Annotated in this window: 17 protein-coding genes and 2 pseudogenes; 12 read left to right on the top strand and 7 right to left on the bottom strand. The window is 63.6% G+C overall.

What is annotated here, in order from left to right; all coding sequences use genetic code 11:
* The first annotated feature begins 18 nt into the window (after positions 1 to 18).
* Positions 19 to 1590, top strand: coding sequence for a malate synthase A (aceB, locus tag OO015_RS02515; RefSeq protein WP_265939463.1), 1572 nt, complete (start codon positions 19 to 21; stop codon positions 1588 to 1590).
* Positions 1591 to 1800: 210 nt separating this feature from the next.
* Here aceB and OO015_RS02520 read toward each other — a convergent pair whose 3' ends face one another.
* Positions 1801 to 2532 (bottom strand): NUDIX hydrolase, encoded by a 732-nt coding sequence (locus OO015_RS02520; protein WP_265939465.1) that lies wholly within the window; start codon positions 2530 to 2532, stop codon positions 1801 to 1803.
* 74 nt (positions 2533 to 2606) lie between these two features.
* Here OO015_RS02520 and OO015_RS02525 point away from each other — a divergent pair, with 74 nt between their 5' ends.
* A complete protein-coding gene (locus OO015_RS02525; protein ID WP_265939467.1) occupies positions 2607 to 2951 on the top strand; it encodes a tRNA-binding protein in 345 nt (114 codons plus the stop codon).
* A 183-nt stretch (positions 2952 to 3134) separates the two neighbouring features.
* On the top strand, positions 3135 to 4769 hold the full coding sequence (locus OO015_RS02530) for an MFS transporter (protein WP_265939469.1): 1635 nt from the start codon (positions 3135 to 3137) through the stop codon (positions 4767 to 4769).
* On the opposite strand, the gene uppP is transcribed toward OO015_RS02530, so the two are convergent.
* Both uppP and OO015_RS02540 read right to left on the bottom strand, forming a co-directional pair.
* Positions 4766 to 5602 (bottom strand): undecaprenyl-diphosphatase UppP, encoded by an 837-nt coding sequence (gene uppP, locus OO015_RS02535; protein WP_265939471.1) that lies wholly within the window; start codon positions 5600 to 5602, stop codon positions 4766 to 4768. The genes OO015_RS02530 and uppP overlap by 4 nt on opposite strands.
* Positions 5599 to 6585, bottom strand: a complete 987-nt coding sequence (locus tag OO015_RS02540) for a lysylphosphatidylglycerol synthase transmembrane domain-containing protein (protein ID WP_265939473.1) — start codon at positions 6583 to 6585, stop codon at positions 5599 to 5601. Before OO015_RS02540 ends, uppP begins: the two co-directional genes overlap by 4 nt.
* A gap of 450 nt (positions 6586 to 7035) precedes the next feature.
* On the opposite strand from OO015_RS02540, the gene OO015_RS02545 reads away from it, so the two are divergent.
* The 9 genes and pseudogenes from OO015_RS02545 to OO015_RS02590 all read left to right on the top strand — a co-directional run bounded on the left by OO015_RS02545 (position 7036) and on the right by OO015_RS02590 (position 14134).
* The gene (locus OO015_RS02545) at positions 7036 to 7761 is read left to right on the top strand and encodes an ABC transporter permease (RefSeq protein WP_265939475.1); all 726 of its coding nucleotides are present in this window, start codon (positions 7036 to 7038) and stop codon (positions 7759 to 7761) included.
* Positions 7762 to 8029: 268 nt separating this feature from the next.
* Positions 8030 to 8569: an ABC transporter permease gene (locus OO015_RS02550; RefSeq protein ID WP_416236582.1), complete on the top strand. Its 540-nt coding sequence runs from the start codon at positions 8030 to 8032 to the stop codon at positions 8567 to 8569.
* Positions 8520 to 8717: pseudogene (locus tag OO015_RS14130) on the top strand (hypothetical protein); the annotation flags it as partial. The gene OO015_RS02550 and the pseudogene OO015_RS14130, both read left to right, overlap by 50 nt.
* Positions 8711 to 9508, top strand: coding sequence for an FKBP-type peptidyl-prolyl cis-trans isomerase (locus OO015_RS02555; protein ID WP_265939479.1), 798 nt, complete (start codon positions 8711 to 8713; stop codon positions 9506 to 9508). The pseudogene OO015_RS14130 and the gene OO015_RS02555, both read left to right, overlap by 7 nt.
* A gap of 19 nt (positions 9509 to 9527) precedes the next feature.
* A pseudogene (gene narH / locus OO015_RS14065) lies at positions 9528 to 11012 on the top strand (nitrate reductase subunit beta).
* Between the two features lie 3 nt (positions 11013 to 11015).
* Complete coding sequence (locus tag OO015_RS02575) at positions 11016 to 11744, top strand: hypothetical protein (RefSeq protein ID WP_265939484.1); 729 nt, start codon at positions 11016 to 11018, stop codon at positions 11742 to 11744.
* On the top strand, positions 11741 to 12430 hold the full coding sequence (gene narI, locus OO015_RS02580; RefSeq protein WP_265939486.1) for a respiratory nitrate reductase subunit gamma: 690 nt from the start codon (positions 11741 to 11743) through the stop codon (positions 12428 to 12430). The genes OO015_RS02575 and narI overlap by 4 nt, the downstream gene beginning before the upstream one ends.
* A gap of 8 nt (positions 12431 to 12438) precedes the next feature.
* Positions 12439 to 13065, top strand: coding sequence for an FmdE family protein (locus tag OO015_RS02585; RefSeq protein WP_265939488.1), 627 nt, complete (start codon positions 12439 to 12441; stop codon positions 13063 to 13065).
* A complete protein-coding gene (locus tag OO015_RS02590; RefSeq protein WP_265939490.1) occupies positions 13022 to 14134 on the top strand; it encodes a tellurite resistance/C4-dicarboxylate transporter family protein in 1113 nt (370 codons plus the stop codon). The genes OO015_RS02585 and OO015_RS02590 overlap by 44 nt, the downstream gene beginning before the upstream one ends.
* 32 nt (positions 14135 to 14166) lie before the next feature.
* On the opposite strand, the gene OO015_RS02595 is transcribed toward OO015_RS02590, so the two are convergent.
* The 4 genes from OO015_RS02595 to OO015_RS02610 form a co-directional block, all read right to left on the bottom strand.
* Positions 14167 to 14904, bottom strand: a complete 738-nt coding sequence (locus tag OO015_RS02595; RefSeq protein ID WP_265939492.1) for a PIG-L deacetylase family protein — start codon at positions 14902 to 14904, stop codon at positions 14167 to 14169.
* A gap of 33 nt (positions 14905 to 14937) precedes the next feature.
* A complete protein-coding gene (locus OO015_RS02600; RefSeq protein ID WP_265939493.1) occupies positions 14938 to 15309 on the bottom strand; it encodes a DUF309 domain-containing protein in 372 nt (123 codons plus the stop codon).
* 26 nt (positions 15310 to 15335) lie between these two features.
* Entirely contained in the window at positions 15336 to 16631 is a 1296-nt protein-coding gene (locus OO015_RS02605; protein ID WP_265939494.1) for a S41 family peptidase, read from the bottom strand.
* A gap of 81 nt (positions 16632 to 16712) precedes the next feature.
* The gene (locus tag OO015_RS02610; protein WP_265939496.1) at positions 16713 to 17084 is read right to left on the bottom strand and encodes a carboxymuconolactone decarboxylase family protein; all 372 of its coding nucleotides are present in this window, start codon (positions 17082 to 17084) and stop codon (positions 16713 to 16715) included.
* Positions 17085 to 17095 lie beyond the last annotated feature (11 nt).

Here is a 17095-nt window from a genome sequence, read left to right on the forward strand (position 1 = left end):
GGTGAGGGAGGATCAGGTATGGGTCAGGAAGTGCGCGTCGTCGGCCCGGTCACCGAGGAGTTCGCCGAAATCCTCACCGAACCGGCGCTCGACTTCGTCGCTGCCCTCCACCGCGAGTTCAACCCCCGTCGACTCGAGCTCCTCGAGCGGCGTGCCGAACGACAACGCGCCATCGATGCCGGGAAGTTTCCCGACTTCCTGCCCGAAACCGCCCACATCCGCGAGAGCGAGTGGCGGGCCGCTCCCGCACCGCCTGACCTCGAAGACCGCCGCGTCGAGATCACGGGTCCAGTCGACCGCAAGATGATGATCAACGCCCTCAATTCCGGTGCACGGGTTTTTATGGCCGATTTCGAGGACGCCCTCTCTCCGACCTGGGCCAACGTCGTGCAGGGCCAGATCAATCTGCGCGACGCTGTCCGCCGGACGATCAGCTTCGAGAGTCCCGACGGACGGATCTACCGTCTGGCCGAGAAGACGGCGACCCTCGTCGTCCGCCCGCGCGGCTGGCATCTGGTCGAGCGCCATGTGCTCGTCGACGGGGAGCCGATCTCGGCGAGTCTGTTTGATTTCGGCCTCTACTTCTTCCACAACGCACACGAACTCCTCGCTCGTGGCTCGGGCCCGTACTTCTACCTTCCCAAGCTCGAGAGTCACCTCGAGGCGCGCCTCTGGAACGACGTCTTCAACTTCGCCCAGGATCGGCTCGGGATCCCACGCGGCACGATCCGCGCGACCGTCCTCATCGAAACGATCCTGGCAGCCTTCGAGATGGACGAGATTCTCTGGGAACTGCGCGACCATGCTGCTGGACTCAATGCCGGTCGCTGGGATTACATCTTCAGCGTCATCAAGAAGTTCCGTCGCCACCGGGAGTTTCTCTTGCCCGACCGCGCGCAAGTCACGATGACGGTTCCCTTCATGCGCGCCTATACCGAACTCCTGGTGCGCACCTGTCATCGTCGCGGCGCCCATGCGATCGGCGGCATGGCCGCGTTCATCCCCAGTCGCCGCGATCCGCAGGTCAACGAAGTCGCGCTCACCAAGGTTCGCGAGGACAAGGAGCGCGAGGCGAACGACGGCTTCGACGGAACCTGGGTCGCTCACCCTGATCTTGTCCCGGTTGCCATGGAAGTCTTCGATCGTATCCTCGGCGAGAAACCCCACCAGAAGGAACGGCTACGTGAAGACGTGCGCGTGACCGCTCGCGACCTGCTCGACGTGCGCGTACCGGGTGGGCGGATCACTGAGGCAGGTTTGCGGAACAACGTCAGCGTCGCGCTGCAATACCTGGATAACTGGTTGCGTGGCCAGGGGGCCGCGGCGATTTTCAACCTGATGGAAGATACCGCGACCGCCGAGATCTCGCGGGCACAGCTCTGGCAGTGGCGCTACCATCGCGCCGAGCTGGACGACGGCCGTCCGGTGACCGCGGAACTCTACCACCAGATCCGGGACGAGGAACTCGCCAAGCTGGGCGGAGAGCAGGCTGGCCGACTCCGCGAGGCCCGCGAGATCCTCGACCAGCTGGTGCTCGCGGACGACTTCGTCGACTTTCTGACCTATCTGGCCTACGACTACATCGACTGAGCACCAGCACAGGGTTGCCCCGCTCGGACGAGCTGGTGGAGCAAGTCGGCGAGTTCAACCAGCTCGCGCCGGGCACGACGGACACGCGCGCAGCGAGACGGATCGGCCCAACAGCGGTTCGTGCGCCGTCAGGGCCCGGGGGAGGGCGTGATGCGGTGCGGGTATCGCCGCCACGGTTCACGGCGGTACTGACCGTTTCCAGAAGGCCTCTCACGCGCGCAGGATCAGCGGCTCGGTTTTCTCGCCTCGTAACCAGCGTTCGAGCGTCGTCAGCATGGCCAGCCAGTAGCCTCGCCGTCCTGGGATGAGATCGTCCCGCCGGAGACGCGCGTGCGAGCGTGCGGAACGGTCGAGTTCCCCGCCCGCCTGCCACAGTACCGACCCGTTCGCTTCGTCCTGCGCCTCCGTGAGCAGGAGACGGAGATCGTGGCTCGATACCGCATACACAGTCGAGACCTCCCGGTGATCCGCCAGGATCCGCGCTGGTAAACACGCCATCGAGCACGCATAGAGCTCCTGGATCTCACGGTCGATGACACCGGGTCCCGTCCCGACCGACCAGCGCCGGCCCAGCCAGTGCACCGCCTCGGGTTCCACGTCGAGACCGAGTTCCTCCCGAAGCTCGCGGAGGACAGCGCGCCGCGGCCTTTCAGCATGCGGAGCAGCCGGAAGATATTCGCCCGCGCGGAAATGCCCACCGACACTCACGTCGACCTTGCCGGGCATCGTATCTTTCGTCCAGCTCCGGCGCTGGAGCAGCACACGGAACTGGTCGCCTTCCCATGACACGATCCAGAGATGGAAAGCCGGATGCCACAGGCCGAGGCGGTGGACCTCCCCGCGAGGCATGACCAGTCCCACCAGCGATCCGTCTTCCGCCAGGACATCGAACGGCTCGTCTTGGGGGTCGGTCGTCGGTTCTGGGTGCTCCACGAACTGCACGTCGCAGCTCCTCCCCGTAGGTGGACAGGCTGCACCAATGGTAGGCTATGGGAGGGCTGCAGGAGGCGGTACGTATGGAGCAGAAGCCGTTCATCGATATCGACCTGTTTCAACGCGTCGACATGCGAGTGGGGCGCATCGTCGCGGCCGAACCCTTTCTCGAGGCTCGAAAGCCATCGTACAAGTTGACGATCGACTTCGGGCCGCTCGGCCTCAAGCGATCCTCGGCAGCGATCCGCCCCTGGTACGATCCGGAAGACCTGGTCGGCCGGCTGGTCGTTGCAGTGGTCAATCTCCCAGTGCGGCGTGTCGCCGGGTTTCCTTCCGAGGTGCTCGTCCTCGGTGCCATCCAGCCAGACGGCCGGGTCATCCTGCTCCAACCCGACAGCGAGGCCGCCCTCGGCAGCCCGATCGCGTAAACCGCACACACGCCGCTGAGCGTGGAGCGGCGCGCCAGAAAGCCGCTCCGCACGGGGCGCGCCCCTCTCGTCGCGTCACACCGTTCACTCTCTTCGCGTTGGATCGGCTCACCACCTTGTGGTATACTAGGTGACGGGAGGTAATGAATATTTGTTCATAACTGGTAGGATTGGAGAAGTTCAATGAACGATCGGTCATCTCGACGCTGGCTCGGGCTCGCCTCGCTTGCGCTCGGTCTGGCGATGATCATCGTTGACGCCACCATCGTCAACGTCGCCATCCCCAGCATCATCGCCGACCTGCGTCTCCAGCTCACCGATGCCGAGTGGGTGAACACCGTCTACTCGCTGGTCTTCGCTGCGCTTCTCGTCACAGTCGGACGACTGGGCGACCTGTACGGACGCAAGCGGATCTATCTCCTGGGTCTCGCCCTCTTCGTCGCTGCCAGTTTGCTTGCGGCGAGTGCTCCCACCGGCTCTCTGCTCATCGCAGCGCGTGCTCTCCAGGGCGTCGGCGCCGCGATGATCCTCCCCTCGACCCTCTCCAGCGTCAACGCGATGTTCCGTGGTCGGGAACGCGCCATCGCCTTCGGTATCTGGGGCTCGGTAATCGGTGGTATGGCGGCACTCGGTCCACTCCTCGGGGGCTGGTTAACCACTGATTTCTCTTGGCGATGGGCCTTCTACATCAATCTCCCGATCGGCCTCGTGGCCGGAACCGTCGCCTTGTTGACCGTACCAGAGACGCGTGACACCCGAGCAGCGCGCGGCCTGGACCCGATCGGCATCGGGACCAGCGCGCTGGGCTTTGCAGCGCTGGTGTTCGGCCTCATCGAAGGTGAACGCTACGGCTGGTGGCGTCCGACCGAGACGTTTCGCATCGGTTCCTGGGAATGGCCTTTGCAGGCGGTATCACCCGTACCCGTGGCGCTGGCGCTCGCTGCACTCCTGCTTCCGGTCTTCGTGCTCCTCGAGCTGCGGCGCGTCCGGAACGGCCAACCGGTCCTGCTCGATCTCCGCCTCTTTCGCTATCGGAGCTTCCGCTGGGGGAACCTCGCAGCGCTCATCGTCAGCCTCGGCGAGTTCGGCATCGTCTTCGTGCTGCCGTTGTATCTCCAGGCCGTACTCGGCTACACGGCGTTTCAGACCGGACAGATCCTGCTCGCAGTCGCACTCGGCGCCTTCCTGGGTGGTCCCACAGCAGCCAACTTGGCGCAGCGGTTCGGCGCACGCCAGGTGGTCCGGGCTGGCATGCTGCTGGAGGCCGCTGGCCTGCTCCTGCTGGTCCCCTTCCTTGCCCCGGATACCCATGGATGGCGGCTCGCACCAGCCCTCTTCGTCTACGGACTCGGCGTCGGTCTCGCTACCGCGCAGTTGACCTCGGTGATTCTCGCCGAAGTCCCGACCGCACAATCCGGTCAGGCATCGGGGACTCAGAGCACCACCCGCCAGGTCGGCGCGGCACTGGGCATCGCTATCCTCGGTACCATCCTCGCCGCCACGCTCGCCAGCGGTACCGAAATGCGTCTCATCGAGCGTCTCGGTCTTCCCGCCGAGCAAGCGGCCACCTTGGCTCGTGCCACCAAGCAGTCTGCCGGACAGATCCTCGTCCAGTTCCGCACACAGCCGGGCAGCGAGGCGATCGTCCGCGCGATCGAGGACGCGTTCACCGAGGCCGCCCGCCGGACCGCCATCGTTGCGGCGGCCTTCATCGCTGTCGGTTTCGTCGCGAGCTGGTTGATTCCGGACATCCGACCGGGTGAGGAGCCAGCGACCGGCACCGCACCGAAGGAGGCGGCCGCGGAGGCACGACACTAGCGCACAGCGATCAGCCACACCAGGATGCATGCACCGAGCAGGAATCGGTACAGGACGAACACCCCAGTACTATGTCGTTGCAGGAAGCGGAGCAAGAAAGCGATGGCGAGAAAGCCGGTCACGGCTGACCCGACCATGCCGACGAGAAAGAGCGTCCGCTCGCTCGCTGGAAGGCCAGTGCGCAGCAAGTGCATCGTCTCGAGCATCCCCGCACCGCCGATCGCCGGGATGCCCAGCAGAAAGGAAAACCGGGCTGCAGAGGCACGCTGGAAATCGAGGAACAGACTCGCCGTGATCGTACTCCCGGACCGCGACACGCCAGGTAAGAGGGCCAGCGCTTGCGCCAGACCGACGAGAAAACCGTCCCGGAGCCGGAGGTCGGCGAGGGATCGCGACTGTCTCCCAGCTCGCTCGCCCAACCAGAGCGCGGTACCGAGGCCGATGAGGAGCACGGCAGTGAGGGCGATCGCGGACGCCCCACCGCCCCCGGAATGGAAGTACTGGTCGATCACGTCATTGAGGAGAACCCCCGCCACGCCGGCCGGTACCGAGCCGATCAGGATCGCCCAGCCGAGCCGTGCCTCCTGACTGCCGAACGGCTGACGCTGGGCGAGGCCGACCAACCATGCCCGGGCGATCCTCACGAGATCGCGCCCAAAATACGCGAGGACTGCAGTGAGCGTCCCGAGGTGCAGCGCCACATTGAACGCCAGCCCCGGTTCCGGCCAGCCCAAAAGCCACGGCACGAGGATGAGATGCGCGGAACTACTGATGGGCAAGAATTCGGTCAGTCCTTGAACGATGCCCAGAACGAGCGCTTGCCAGACATTCACGAAGGGACGACCTCCTCCGTACGGGCACGACGCAGAACGGCCCAGTCGAGCTGCAACTTCGACCAGAAAGCGAGCCCGACCAGCGTGATCGGCAGGTAGAGCGCCGCGTGCAGGACGATCGCGTAGGAGAACGCGAGCGGTCGAGGAACCCCAGCAACTCCAGCCAGAACGAGCAGCACACCAGCCTCGAAGGGCCCGATATAGCCGGGAGAAGACGGAATCAACGTCGCCAGATTCGCTACCGCTGTCGTCAACAGGATGAGCACGAGCGAGAGATCCAGTGCGAACGCGCGGGCGACCAGTGCGTACATCGCAGCTTCGGCAAGCCACGCTGCGACCGAAAGACCGATGGCCTGCACGAGCGCCGAGCTGTTCCGAAAGACAGCGACGCCGCTGAACCCGGACCGCACCATGCGCTCCACTCGGGCACGCAGAGCTGCTGGCATGTAGCGCAGGAGCCAAAGCACGAGTGACAGAAGACGGCTCGAACGAGCGGCGACGATCAACAGTCCGAATGCCGGAAGAAAGAGCACTGTAGCGACGAGCGCAACGCGCTGCAACGCGCTGTCCAGTGCGACGGCAGTCGCCGCGACGACGATGAACCCGAGCATCGTCAGTCCGTCGAGCAAGCGCTCGAGCACGATCGTGGCGAGGGTCGCGGTCTTGCTCACACCGAATTGCCGACCGACAGCGTAGGCTCGGACGATTTCTCCAGTGCGGAAAGGTAAGACGTTGTTCGCCATGTAGCCGACACTCACAGCAGGCAAGAGCTGCCGCCAGCTGAGGGATCGCACGGGAGAAAGCAGTATCGACCAACGTATCGCCCGCAGAACGACACCGACAAAGTACACGGCGACGGCTGGCAGGAGCCAACCGTAGGAGGCGCTCCGCAACGCCGCGACCAGCGCGGCATAATCCTGGCCGCGCAGTGCGAGAACGAGAAAGACGATACTGAGCACGATCCCGAGACCGATGCGTCGCACGCACCCCATCGCTTTCCGAGTCGAGCACGCACACCGGCGTTGGAGTATAGCGGAGTCCGAGACCTGACAATGACTCGGATGCGGGCGCCCCGGCCGGGTACGGCAATCTGGGGAAGAGACTGGAAGCAGCCCGATCCCACTCTCCTCGGATCGGGGTCTCCCCTGTTGTGCTCTCGGCCGCCCCAGGCCTCTGTCGCTCCTGGGTGCCGCCGCATCCCCCTCGCCCCTTGACGAGGAGCTCGATTCAGCCTAGGCTAGACCCTACCTCGATGCGGCACCTTCGAGGCGCAGGACAGGAGGAAGGTTCGTTCGGGCAGGGAATCCCTTCGGGCGTGCAACGTACCGTTCTCGAGAGATTGACTGCATCGCCAGTGCACGGTGTCTCGACAGGGCTTCGTCACGCTTTCCGGTCGTCCGGTTGGCCCGTCGGTACGAGGGTGCATTCACCGCATGCGACCGGACTTCACTCTTGCGAATTACCTGCGTCTGCTCACGTCTCCTGTCTACCGAGGAGTCCTCATCCGTTCTCTCGAGATCGCCTCGGTGAGCACGGTCATCGGCCTGCTCCTCGCGTACCCAGTCGGGTACACGATCGGCTTCGTGGTGCCGCGTCAGCGACAGGCTCTGCTCCTCCTCCTCGTGATCTTGCCGTTCTGGACCAGTTACATCGTCCGCACCTATGGTTGGATCGGTTTTCTGCAGAAGGACGGATTCCTCGACAGCGTCCTCTCGCTTCTGCTTCCCGGACGCGTTGAACTCGGCTTGCTCTACACGCGAGTCGCCGTGATCATCGGCTTCGTGCATGTCTATCTTCCGCTGCTCATTCTGCCCATCTATGCCTCCACCCAAACGCTCGATCCTCGGTTGCTCGAAGCGTCGGCCGATCTCGGCGCACCACCGTGGCGTACTTTCCTCCGCGTCACGCTGCCGCTCACGCTTCCCGGCATCGTCGCCGGTACGACGCTGTTTTTCATTGCCGTCTTCGGTTCCTTCGTGACACCACAACTACTCGGCGGTGCCAGCGACCTGATGATCGGTAATTTGATCGCCGACCAATTCGGTGAGGCCTTCAACTGGCCGTTCGGGGCAGCGATGGCGATCGTCATTACCCTCGTGGTCTCGATCGGACTCTTCGTCTTCTTCCGATTCGCCCGAGTGGAGCAACTCTATGGCTGACGCACTGACTCGAGTCGAGCCACGCCCGGCGCCACAGCATGGTCGAGTGCACTGGGCCAACGTCGTTCTCCTCTCCCTGACGAGTCTCGTCTACGCATATCTTTTCGCACCGATCGTCGTCGTCATCATTCCCTCCTTCAACGCGAGCGGACTGACCTCGTTCCCCCCGACGGGATTCACGCTCGCCTGGTATCGGGAACTGTTGCGAGACGGCGACATCGTCCGCTCCCTGCGCATATCGGTGTCGATCGCGCTCGTTGCTGCCCTCATGACGGTGGTGCTCGCCACAGCTGCTGCCCTCGGGTTCCGTCGTCTACCAGCGCACTGGCGGCGAGTGCTGCAGGCAACGTTCTATCTTCCGGTCGTCGTGCCAGGAATCGTGACTGGTATCGCGCTCGTCTTCTGGTTCAAGCGTGTCGGGATTCCGCTCGGCTATCCGAGCATCCTCATCGCACACGTCGTTCACGCCTTTCCCTATGCGCTGGCTGTCATCCTCAGCTCGTTCGCCAGTCTCGACCCGCGCCTCGAGGAAGTATCGCAGGACCTCGGTGCCACGCCATGGCGGACGTTTTGGCGCGTCACGTTTCAGCTGGTCCGACCCGGCCTTCTCGGTGGCGCGTTACTCGCCTTCACACTGTCCTTCGACAAGTTCGTTCTCACGTTCTTCGTCGCGGGTGGCGGTGTGATTACGCTCCCACTGGAGATCCACAGCCTGGTTCGCTTCCTCATTTCGCCAGTCGTCAACGCGATCGCCGCGGATCTACATCCCGAAGTCCCAAGAACGCGGGCGGCGTGGCGGCGGTCATAACAGTCCCACCCGCACACGCTTGAACCCGGTCGAGCTGGCAGGCGGCTACGCACAGTTCACCTACGCCATGAACTACTGGGGCCCGATCGGTGTGACGACGCGCGACACCTTCGTGGTGGTGCGCAAGTTGGAGAAGCTCGAATGGTAGTCGAGGCGGGCAAAATCGTCGCGATCTACTACGTCCTCAAAGTGCACGGGGTGGTGCGCTACATGCGCTCGCCGATGCTCGGTGACCCACCGCTCGAATACCTGCATGGGGCGGGACACCTCGTTCCAGTCCTGGAACGAGCACTCGAGGGTCGCCGCGTCGGCGAGCGCTTCACCGTCGTGGTACCACCGGAACTCGGCTATGGTGAGCGGAAGCGTTCGCTCCAACAGCGCGTGCCGCTGGACGCGTTGCACCCGCTCGGGCCGCTCGAAGCTGGCATGGTGCTGCAAGCCGAGACGGAGGACGGTCGGCGCGAGGCACTCGTCATCGCCGAGATCGACGAGGAGAACGGCTTCGTCATTCTCGACGCGAACCATCCGCTGGCCGGCCAGACGCTCGAGTTCGACGTCCATGTCGTCGATACTCGCGATCCGACCCCCGAGGAAGTCGAACGGTTCCGCGCGCTGCCACCGATTCGCCGTCGTCCTGCACCGCCCGACCGTGAAGCTGAGCTGGCACAGCTCGTTCGCGAAATGACCGCTCCCCAGCCCGTCCAGCCTGTCGTGCCATCGCCTCGGCCGAAGGAGAGCAGCAACAAGCGCACGCTGCTCCCCGTCTTCCGAGCCGCGGAAGCGGCCAGTCCACCCGTCCTGAGCACGCCGCATCGGTCAGCCCGGAAGAGCGACAAGAAAGGCATCCGACTCCCCGTCTTCCAGCCCGGTCAGGCACCGACTGAGGTCCTCCGGAACGGAAGTCGGGCACCGGGTGCCCCCGCTGAACGCGACGACTGAGACCGGAAAGGAGGCAACGATGGACGTCCGCGCGCAAGTCTCGATGGTCTTCCACCTGGACAAGTGCATCGGCTGTCACACCTGTTCGATCGCCTGTAAGAACATTTGGACCGACCGGAAAGGGACCGAGTATCACTGGTGGAACAATGTGGAAACGAAGCCAGGTACTGGATTCCCGACACTCTGGGAAGACCAAGAGAAATATCGTGGTGGTTGGGAACGCGACCCACGAACTGGCAAGGTCCGACTGAAGTTGCAAGGCAAGCTCGGAACGTTGACGAATATCTTTTACAATCCCTATTTACCGCGCATCGACGACTATTACGAGCCGTGGACGCACGAATTACGAGAATCTTTTCACCGCACCGCTCGGTGATGACCAGCCGACCGCGCGCCCCATTTCGATGATCACCGGCGAGTACATCGACACGGTCGAGGCCGGGCCGAACTGGGACGACGATCTCGGTGGCTCTCCGGTCTACGCCGACAACGACCCGAATCTCAAGAACCTCTCTCCCGAAGAACGCGAGTCGATGAAGAAACTCGGCAACCTCGTTGCCCGGCCGGCGCGATCTACAAGCGCGGCGAAGACGGCATCGTCCTCATCAGCCAGGAGAAGTGCCGGGCGTGGCGCATGTGTATATCCGGTTGTCCGTACAAGAAGGTGTACTTCAACTGGTTTACCGGCAAGTCCGAGAAGTGCATCCTCTGCTACCCCCGACTCGAAACCGGACAGCCGCCAGCCTGCTTCCACGCCTGCGTCGGCCGCATCCGCTATCTCGGCCTCATCCTCTACGACGCCGACCGGATCACCTGGGCGATCTCGCAGCCTGACGACAAGCTCGTCGAAGCACAGCGCGAAGTCGTGCTCGATCCCTTCGATCCGCAGGTCATTCGAGCTGCTCGGGCAAACGGGGTCACCGATCTCATGATCGAGTATGCACAGCGTTCTCCCGTCTACAAGTTCTTCAAGCTCTGGAAAGTGGCACTGCCGCTGCACCCGGAGTTCCGTACGCTCCCGATGTTGTTCTATGTCCCGCCGATGCAGCCAGTTCAGGCTGTCCAGCGGAACAGTCTGTACGAGACAGTGGACGCCGGCGCTGAGGGTCTCGCACCGATGCTGGCGGCTCTCGAGAAGAATCGGACGCCGATCACGTACCTGGCGAGCCTCTTCTCGGCCGGCAATACGGCGATCATCCGCGACGTGTATCACAAGCTGATCGCGGTCCGCAGCTACATGCGGTACAAGAAAGTCGGTGACGTTCCGCTCGGTGAGGTGCAGCGGGCGCTCGAGCTCGGCCAGACGACACCCGAAGAGTGCGAAGCGATCTGGCGCTTGACCTCGCTTCCGACATTCGAGGAGCGCTTCGTGGTACCACCGCTCGCACGTGAAATGGCGGTGGAGAATCAGTTCCCGGAGCTCGATCCCGAACGGCGAAACTACCCGACGTACAGAGCCGAAGTCGGCTTCGGGTTCCGCAAGGGACCTTCGCGAAGGTGGTGAACCGTGGCGCCGATCAGCGGTCGTCTCCTGCGTCACGAGCTCCTCTCGTTGCTCGCTGACTTCCTGGACTATCCGCACCCGGGGCTCGCGTCCACGGTGGCACGGCTGGTGGAGCTGGCACGCGAGCTAGCTCCTCCGGCTCTGCCCTACCTGCGCACGTTCCGCGGTTACGTGGAACGGACTCCTGTCGGCCTACTCGAAGAAGTCTATACGGCCCTCTTCGATCTCAACCCTGTCTTCTACCCGTATGTTGGATATCAGCTCTTCGGTGAGACATACCGCCGAAGCCACTTCCTTATCGCCCTCAAGGAGCGTTACGCGACGGTCGGATTGCCGACCGATATGACGGTAGTTCCCGATCGCCTCTCGCTCATGCTCCGGTTCGCGGCACGGGCTGATCCGCTCGAAAGCTCGACAGTCGTTCAGGAAGCGCTTCTTCCCGCCTTGCGTCGCATGCTGGGCGAGCGCGTACCCGAGTTCGAGTCGATCCTGGAGGAAGAAGCGGGACTGGCAGACGAGAGCCATCAACTCGAGGGACACAGTTTGGGCGAAGTCTTGACGGGCGGCTTCCTTCTCGCGCTCACCGAGGGACAATCGAGCGTCAAGACGAACCCCAGCCGCACCGCGTATCGCTGTGCGCTCGTCGCCACACGCTTGCTCCTCGAAGCGCTCTGGCAACGGAGACATGAGCTGGACTGGGACGGTGGAGCAGAAGGGAACGGGCACCGATGAGGACGCTGGACATTCTCCTGTTCGTGGTCTTCCCCTATCTGGCCGTCGCCCTGGCTGTACTCGTCGGTCTCTACCGGTACTTTTTCGACCGCTTTTCCTTCTCGAGTTTCTCGTCGCAATTCCTGGAGAATCGGGCGCTCTTCTTCGGTTCAGCACCGTGGCATTACGCGCTCCTCATCATTCTCGCCGCGCACTTGGCCGGCATGTTCACCGGCATCTGGTCACGCTTCGTCGCCCCGCCGAGCCGACTCTATCCGCTCGAGGCGCTCGGGGCAGCGCTCGGTCTCTCGACGGTGGTGACACTGGCTGTGCTTACGTTGCGGCGGCTCGTGAACCCGCGTATCCGCAAGGTCACCACCTTGCCTGACTGGCTCCTCGTCATCGTGCTCATGGCCCAGCTGTCAGTCGGTGTCTATATCGCGCTCTTCTATCGCTGGGGATCGCTCTGGTACATGTACACCGCCGTGCCGTGGATGATCTCGCTCCTCAAGTTGCAGCCGCAGATCCAGTTCGTGACCTCACTACCGTGGATCATCAAGCTCCACTATCTCGGTGGCTTCTTGCTCGTGGCCATTTTCCCGTTCACGCGACTCGTGCACGTCGTCGTGTTTCCGATCACCTACTTGTGGCGGCCGTATCAGGTGGTGGTCTGGAACATCCGTCGTCGCATCGCACCCGCACGGTAGGTGCCGTCATGCCAGCTCTGAGCGAACTCCTCCAAGCGAGTGCCCGGTTGCACGAGGGGCGACCGTGTCCCCGCCAAGTCCCCGGCGTACGGATGAGTCTCCTGGCGGGAACGTTGCTCGGCCTGGAAGTCCCACAACGAGACAAACGGTTCCTCGTCATCGTCGAAACCTACGGTTGCGCTGCTGACGGTATCGCAGTCGGAGCCAACTGTTGGGTCGGTCGCCGCACCATGCGGATCGTCGATCTCGGTAAGGTGGCTGCGACCTACGTGGACACACACAGCGGTACGGCGGTTCGACTGCACCCGCATCCGGTCGCCCGAGAGCGAGCAGCAGCCTGCGCACCGGAAGCACCCAGCCGGTGGCATGCACAGCTCCTCGGCTATCAGCGGATGCCGGACGAAGAACTCCTCGCCTGGACGTGGGTCGAACTCGCAATTCCACTGCCGGTGTTGCTCGCCCGCGCTGGTGGGCGGGTACACTGCTGGCGCTGCGGCGAAGAAGTCCTCGATCAGCGCGAAGTGTGGATCGAAGGGAAACCGGTCTGCCGGAGTTGCGCAGGTGAGGCGTACTATTGGATCAGAGAACCGGGTGCGAGAGCGGATCGACCAGCGGCTCTCACGCAACGAGCATGACAGGCGCCGGACGCGCCGAGAACGACGGCGCTCCGCACGGGCGACGCTCGTCGAGGCGGTCGCTCACCTCCATCCGGCGTACTTCGCCCTCGCCATGGCTACGGGTATCGTCTCGATCGCGGTCGATCTCACTGGTCAGCGGTCGATCGCCCTCGCGCTCTTCGGAGTGAATCTTCTCGCGTACCTTATCCTCTGGTTTCTTCTCGCCTGGCGTATCCTCCGCTTCCCGACACTTCTCGCCAGAGACCTCGCTGATCACAATCGCGGTCCGGGCTTTTTCACCACAGTCGCCGCAACAGCCGTCCTCGGACGCCAATTCCTCACCCTCACCGATCGCCCGGGCATCGCCCTCCCTCTCTGGATCCTCGCGCTGCTCCTCTGGATCCTCACGACCTACGGCTTCTTCACCGCGATCACGATTCGCGAGGACAAACCCTCGCTCGATCACGGCCTCCACGGCGGCTGGCTGCTCACCACAGTCGCGACGCAGTCGCTTACGGTTCTGGGTGTCCCACTCGCGAGTCTGCTCTCCAAGAGAGCCAACGTCCTGCTCTTTGTTTCGATAACGTTTCATCTGGCAGGTCTCACGCTCTACTTCATCGTCATCACCCTGATCATGTACCGTTTTACGTTCTATCCTGTGCAGCCCGACGCCTTGATCCCCCCGTACTGGATCAATATGGGTGCAGTTGCCATCACGACGCTCGCTGGAGCGACCCTCGTCAGTCAAGAGGCAGCATCCCCGCTCGTCGCGACACTCAGTCCCGTGCTCCGTGGCAGCACCTGGCTCGCCTGGTCGACCGGAACATGGTGGATTCCCCTGTTGCTTCTCCTCGGAGTGTGGCGGCATGGCTATAAACGCTTCGCCTTCCGGTACGACCCGCAGTACTGGGGCATGGTCTTCCCGCTCGGCATGTACGCAGCGTGTACCGATGCCTTCGCCCGGACGATGCACATCCCGTTTCTCGTGCCGGTGTCGCACGCCTTCGCGTACATCGCGCTGGTAGCCTGGTTCGCTGTGTTCGCTGGGCTGCTCCGGTGCTTGTTCGATCTCTTGCGCCCGCGGTGATTACCCCCGGAGCAGGGAACAGCGTCGACCGCTCACTCACCGATGTCGAAAAATTTGAACGATTCCGCGAGGAGCATCTGCTCGGCACCCGGCCAGCCCAGCCGTCGGGCTTCCGCGGCGGTATCCTGCGCCCACAACCGCAACATCGGCTCGGGGTCCCAGTCGCCGAGCTGGCTCCGATGCGCCCGCAGCGCCGCGATCTTGCGGTCGAACCACGCCGTAATGTCCACGAAGACGTCTGGATGCTGCGATCCAGTGAGATACACGTGCGGGACGATATGCGGTTCCAAACCCTCCTCCAGCAGTTCCGGGAACGTCAAGCGATCGCGAGCACTCGGAAAGACCGCAGCCAGCGTCGCCTCCCCCACCGCGATGTGATCGGGATGCTGGATATATTGCTGGCCGAAATAGCGGCTCGTCGGATCCTGACAGACCACCGCATCGGGTTTGAAGCGACGGATGACTCGCACGAGATCCCGGCGCAAATGGAGATCGGGCATCACCTCAGCATCCCGATAGCGGAGAAACTCGACGTGCCTGACACCGAGGATCCGCGCTGCCTCGAGCTGTTCGGCCTCTCGGATCGCCACGAGTCGCTCCGGCGTCATGGTCGGATCGTTGCTCCCTTTGTCGCCGCTCGTCACGAGCACGTACACGATCTCGCTCCCCTCGCTCGCCCAGCGAGCGACCGTTCCCGCGCAGATGAACTCCGCATCGTCCGGGTGGGCCATGACGACCAGCACCCGCTGCGGGCGATCCGGTACCCGCACGCTTCACGCTCCTTTCGTGACTTTCAGCGTCGCTCACTCGCACTCCTGTACCGACCGAACCCAGCACCACCGCGGGGGCTCCGGTCGGGGCCCGGTTGCCCCCGCCTCGATCCAGTGGAGATACGACCTCGCTCCCTGACAGAGCTGCACGAGATCGATGCCGACGCATGGGCTCGGGTACCGCTCGACGCGCGCCAGCCCTCGCGCCAGCACGTGCCGGCCGCCCACGAGGTTACCGCGCTGGACATGGTAGAGGCCGACGACAATCTGGATCAGACCACGGTAGAGCTCGCGGAGCGGTCCTTCCGTCCCCCGCCAAAGCGCTTCCAGCACCTCGTGACAGGTGAAATACTCACCTGCCTCGTAGAGCGTCGCTGCCTCGACGAGCAACGATGGCGGTTCCACCTGGCACGCTCGTGCGACCGTATCCATCACGGACACGCGACGCATTCCCACTCAGTGGTCACGAAGCCGGAATCGTCCGGCGTCAGCGTGCGCCAAGCACGCTCGAGCTGCGGGTCGGACTCGAGTTCGCTCGACGTCACGACCTGCCCACTGTACGGTACGAGCGGTGCCGTCTCCGCACCGAGCGAGACGACGATGTCCGGCTCGATACCGTTGCGCCAAATGACGCGTCCATTCGGCGTGACCCAGACTTGTGTTCCGATCAGCAAGGCCGAGCCGTCCTGTAACCGAAACTCCGTGAGGACCGTCCCCGTCCCGAAGGTCCGCTCGCCGACGAGCACCGCACGCCGGTAGTCCTGGAGCGCTCCAGCAACGATTTCCGCTGCCGATGCCGTGCCATGGTCGACGACCACAACCAGCGGCAGCGTTACCGGTTGGCTATCTGGCTCGGTACGATACTCGGTCACGTTGCCAGCACGATCGCGAGACGTGAACACGAGCGTTCCAGGAGGGAGAAACAGGCCAGCAGCGTCGACAGCCTCGTTGACGAGCCCGCCCGGGTTCCCGCGCAGGTCCAGGACCACCCCGCGGACTTCGCGAGCAACGAGACGATCCAGTGCTCGCCGGAGATCGGTGCTCGCACCGCTCGCGAAGGAACTCAAGCGAACGTATCCGATGTTCGATGGCAGGATAGCCCAGCGGACGACGCTCACACGCACCTTCGCACGTACGAGGGTGACTTCGATCGGCTGGCCCGTTCCTGGACGAGCGAGCCGGAGCGTCACCGTGGTTCCTTCCGGACCCCGCACGTGCTGAACGACTCCGTCGAGTCCCAGTTCGTCGACCGGAATACCGTCGACAGCCACGAGCATATCGCCGACCCGTATCCCGGCCCGCTGCGCGGGTGATTCCTCGAAGACATCGCGGACGATAATCTTCCCCTCACGGTCCTCGATTTCGACACCGATACCGGTGTACTCCCCGGACAGCTGCTCGGAATGTTGGGACAGCTCTTCAGCAGTCAGGTAGCGGGTGTGTCCGCTATCGCCAACAGCGTCAGCCAGGCCGCGGAGAGCGCCAGCGAGCAACTGCTTGTCATCCAGCGCAGTCGGTTCGACGTAGTGCTCGTGCAACAAGGTCCAGGCTTCGCCGAACACCGCCACTGCGGTCGGCATTTCCGCCGCTGTCGTCGACGAAGCGAGCGGTTCTCGCCACGTTTGGCCGAGCAGGAGTCCAGTGAGGAACAGCGCCAGAGCGACCAAGATCCACGGTCCTTGTGGAGCCGGTGGGCAGTTGCCCACCTGTTTCCGACCAATGTTCACCGCACGCCTCCACCGCGCCTCGACCGCGTATCGACCGGTTAAGCATAGCCCGCGCCGGTGGTCCGAACCCTATTCCTCGCTTCACTCGGACGAGCGCCCCGGCTGTTCCGCCCGGAGCAGGTCGAGCGTTTCCACCGCATGACGGAGATGCGGAATGACGATGCTCCCACCGACGATGAGCGCGACCTGCATCGCATCGTACAATTCGGCATCCGACCAGCCCAACTCGACGCAGCGATCGAGATGGTAGTCCACGCAGTCGTTGCAACGCAAAACCAGCGAGGCAACCAGGCCCAGTAGCTCCTTCGTGCGAGCATCCAGTGCCCCGTCTCGATACGTCGCACTGTCCAAGGCGAAGAAGCGGTTGATGTCACGGTGACCGATCGCACTGATCCGCTGGTTCATGCGAGCACGGTAGGCACGGAATCGCTCGAGGCGATGTTCGTCCGTCATGGTGTTCCCAA

The sequence above is a fragment of the Thermomicrobium sp. 4228-Ro genome, assembly GCF_026241205.1.
In the GTDB taxonomy this organism is placed as follows: Bacteria; Chloroflexota; Chloroflexia; order Thermomicrobiales; family Thermomicrobiaceae; genus Thermomicrobium.

Excerpts from the sequence above, each read along its gene's own strand:
- aceB (WP_265939463.1), top strand. The coding sequence starts at position 19 with ATGGGTCAGGAAGTGCGCGTCGTCGGCCCGGTCACCGAGGAGTTCGCC.
- OO015_RS02525 (WP_265939467.1), top strand. The coding sequence starts at position 2,607 with ATGGAGCAGAAGCCGTTCATCGATATCGACCTGTTTCAACGCGTCGAC.
- OO015_RS02530 (WP_265939469.1), top strand. The coding sequence starts at position 3,135 with ATGAACGATCGGTCATCTCGACGCTGGCTCGGGCTCGCCTCGCTTGCG.
- OO015_RS02545 (WP_265939475.1), top strand. The coding sequence starts at position 7,036 with ATGCGACCGGACTTCACTCTTGCGAATTACCTGCGTCTGCTCACGTCT.
- OO015_RS02550 (WP_416236582.1), top strand. The coding sequence starts at position 8,030 with ATGACGGTGGTGCTCGCCACAGCTGCTGCCCTCGGGTTCCGTCGTCTA.
- OO015_RS02555 (WP_265939479.1), top strand. The coding sequence starts at position 8,711 with ATGGTAGTCGAGGCGGGCAAAATCGTCGCGATCTACTACGTCCTCAAA.
- narI (WP_265939486.1), top strand. The coding sequence starts at position 11,741 with ATGAGGACGCTGGACATTCTCCTGTTCGTGGTCTTCCCCTATCTGGCC.
- OO015_RS02585 (WP_265939488.1), top strand. The coding sequence starts at position 12,439 with ATGCCAGCTCTGAGCGAACTCCTCCAAGCGAGTGCCCGGTTGCACGAG.
- OO015_RS02610 (WP_265939496.1), bottom strand. The coding sequence starts at position 17,084 with ATGACGGACGAACATCGCCTCGAGCGATTCCGTGCCTACCGTGCTCGC.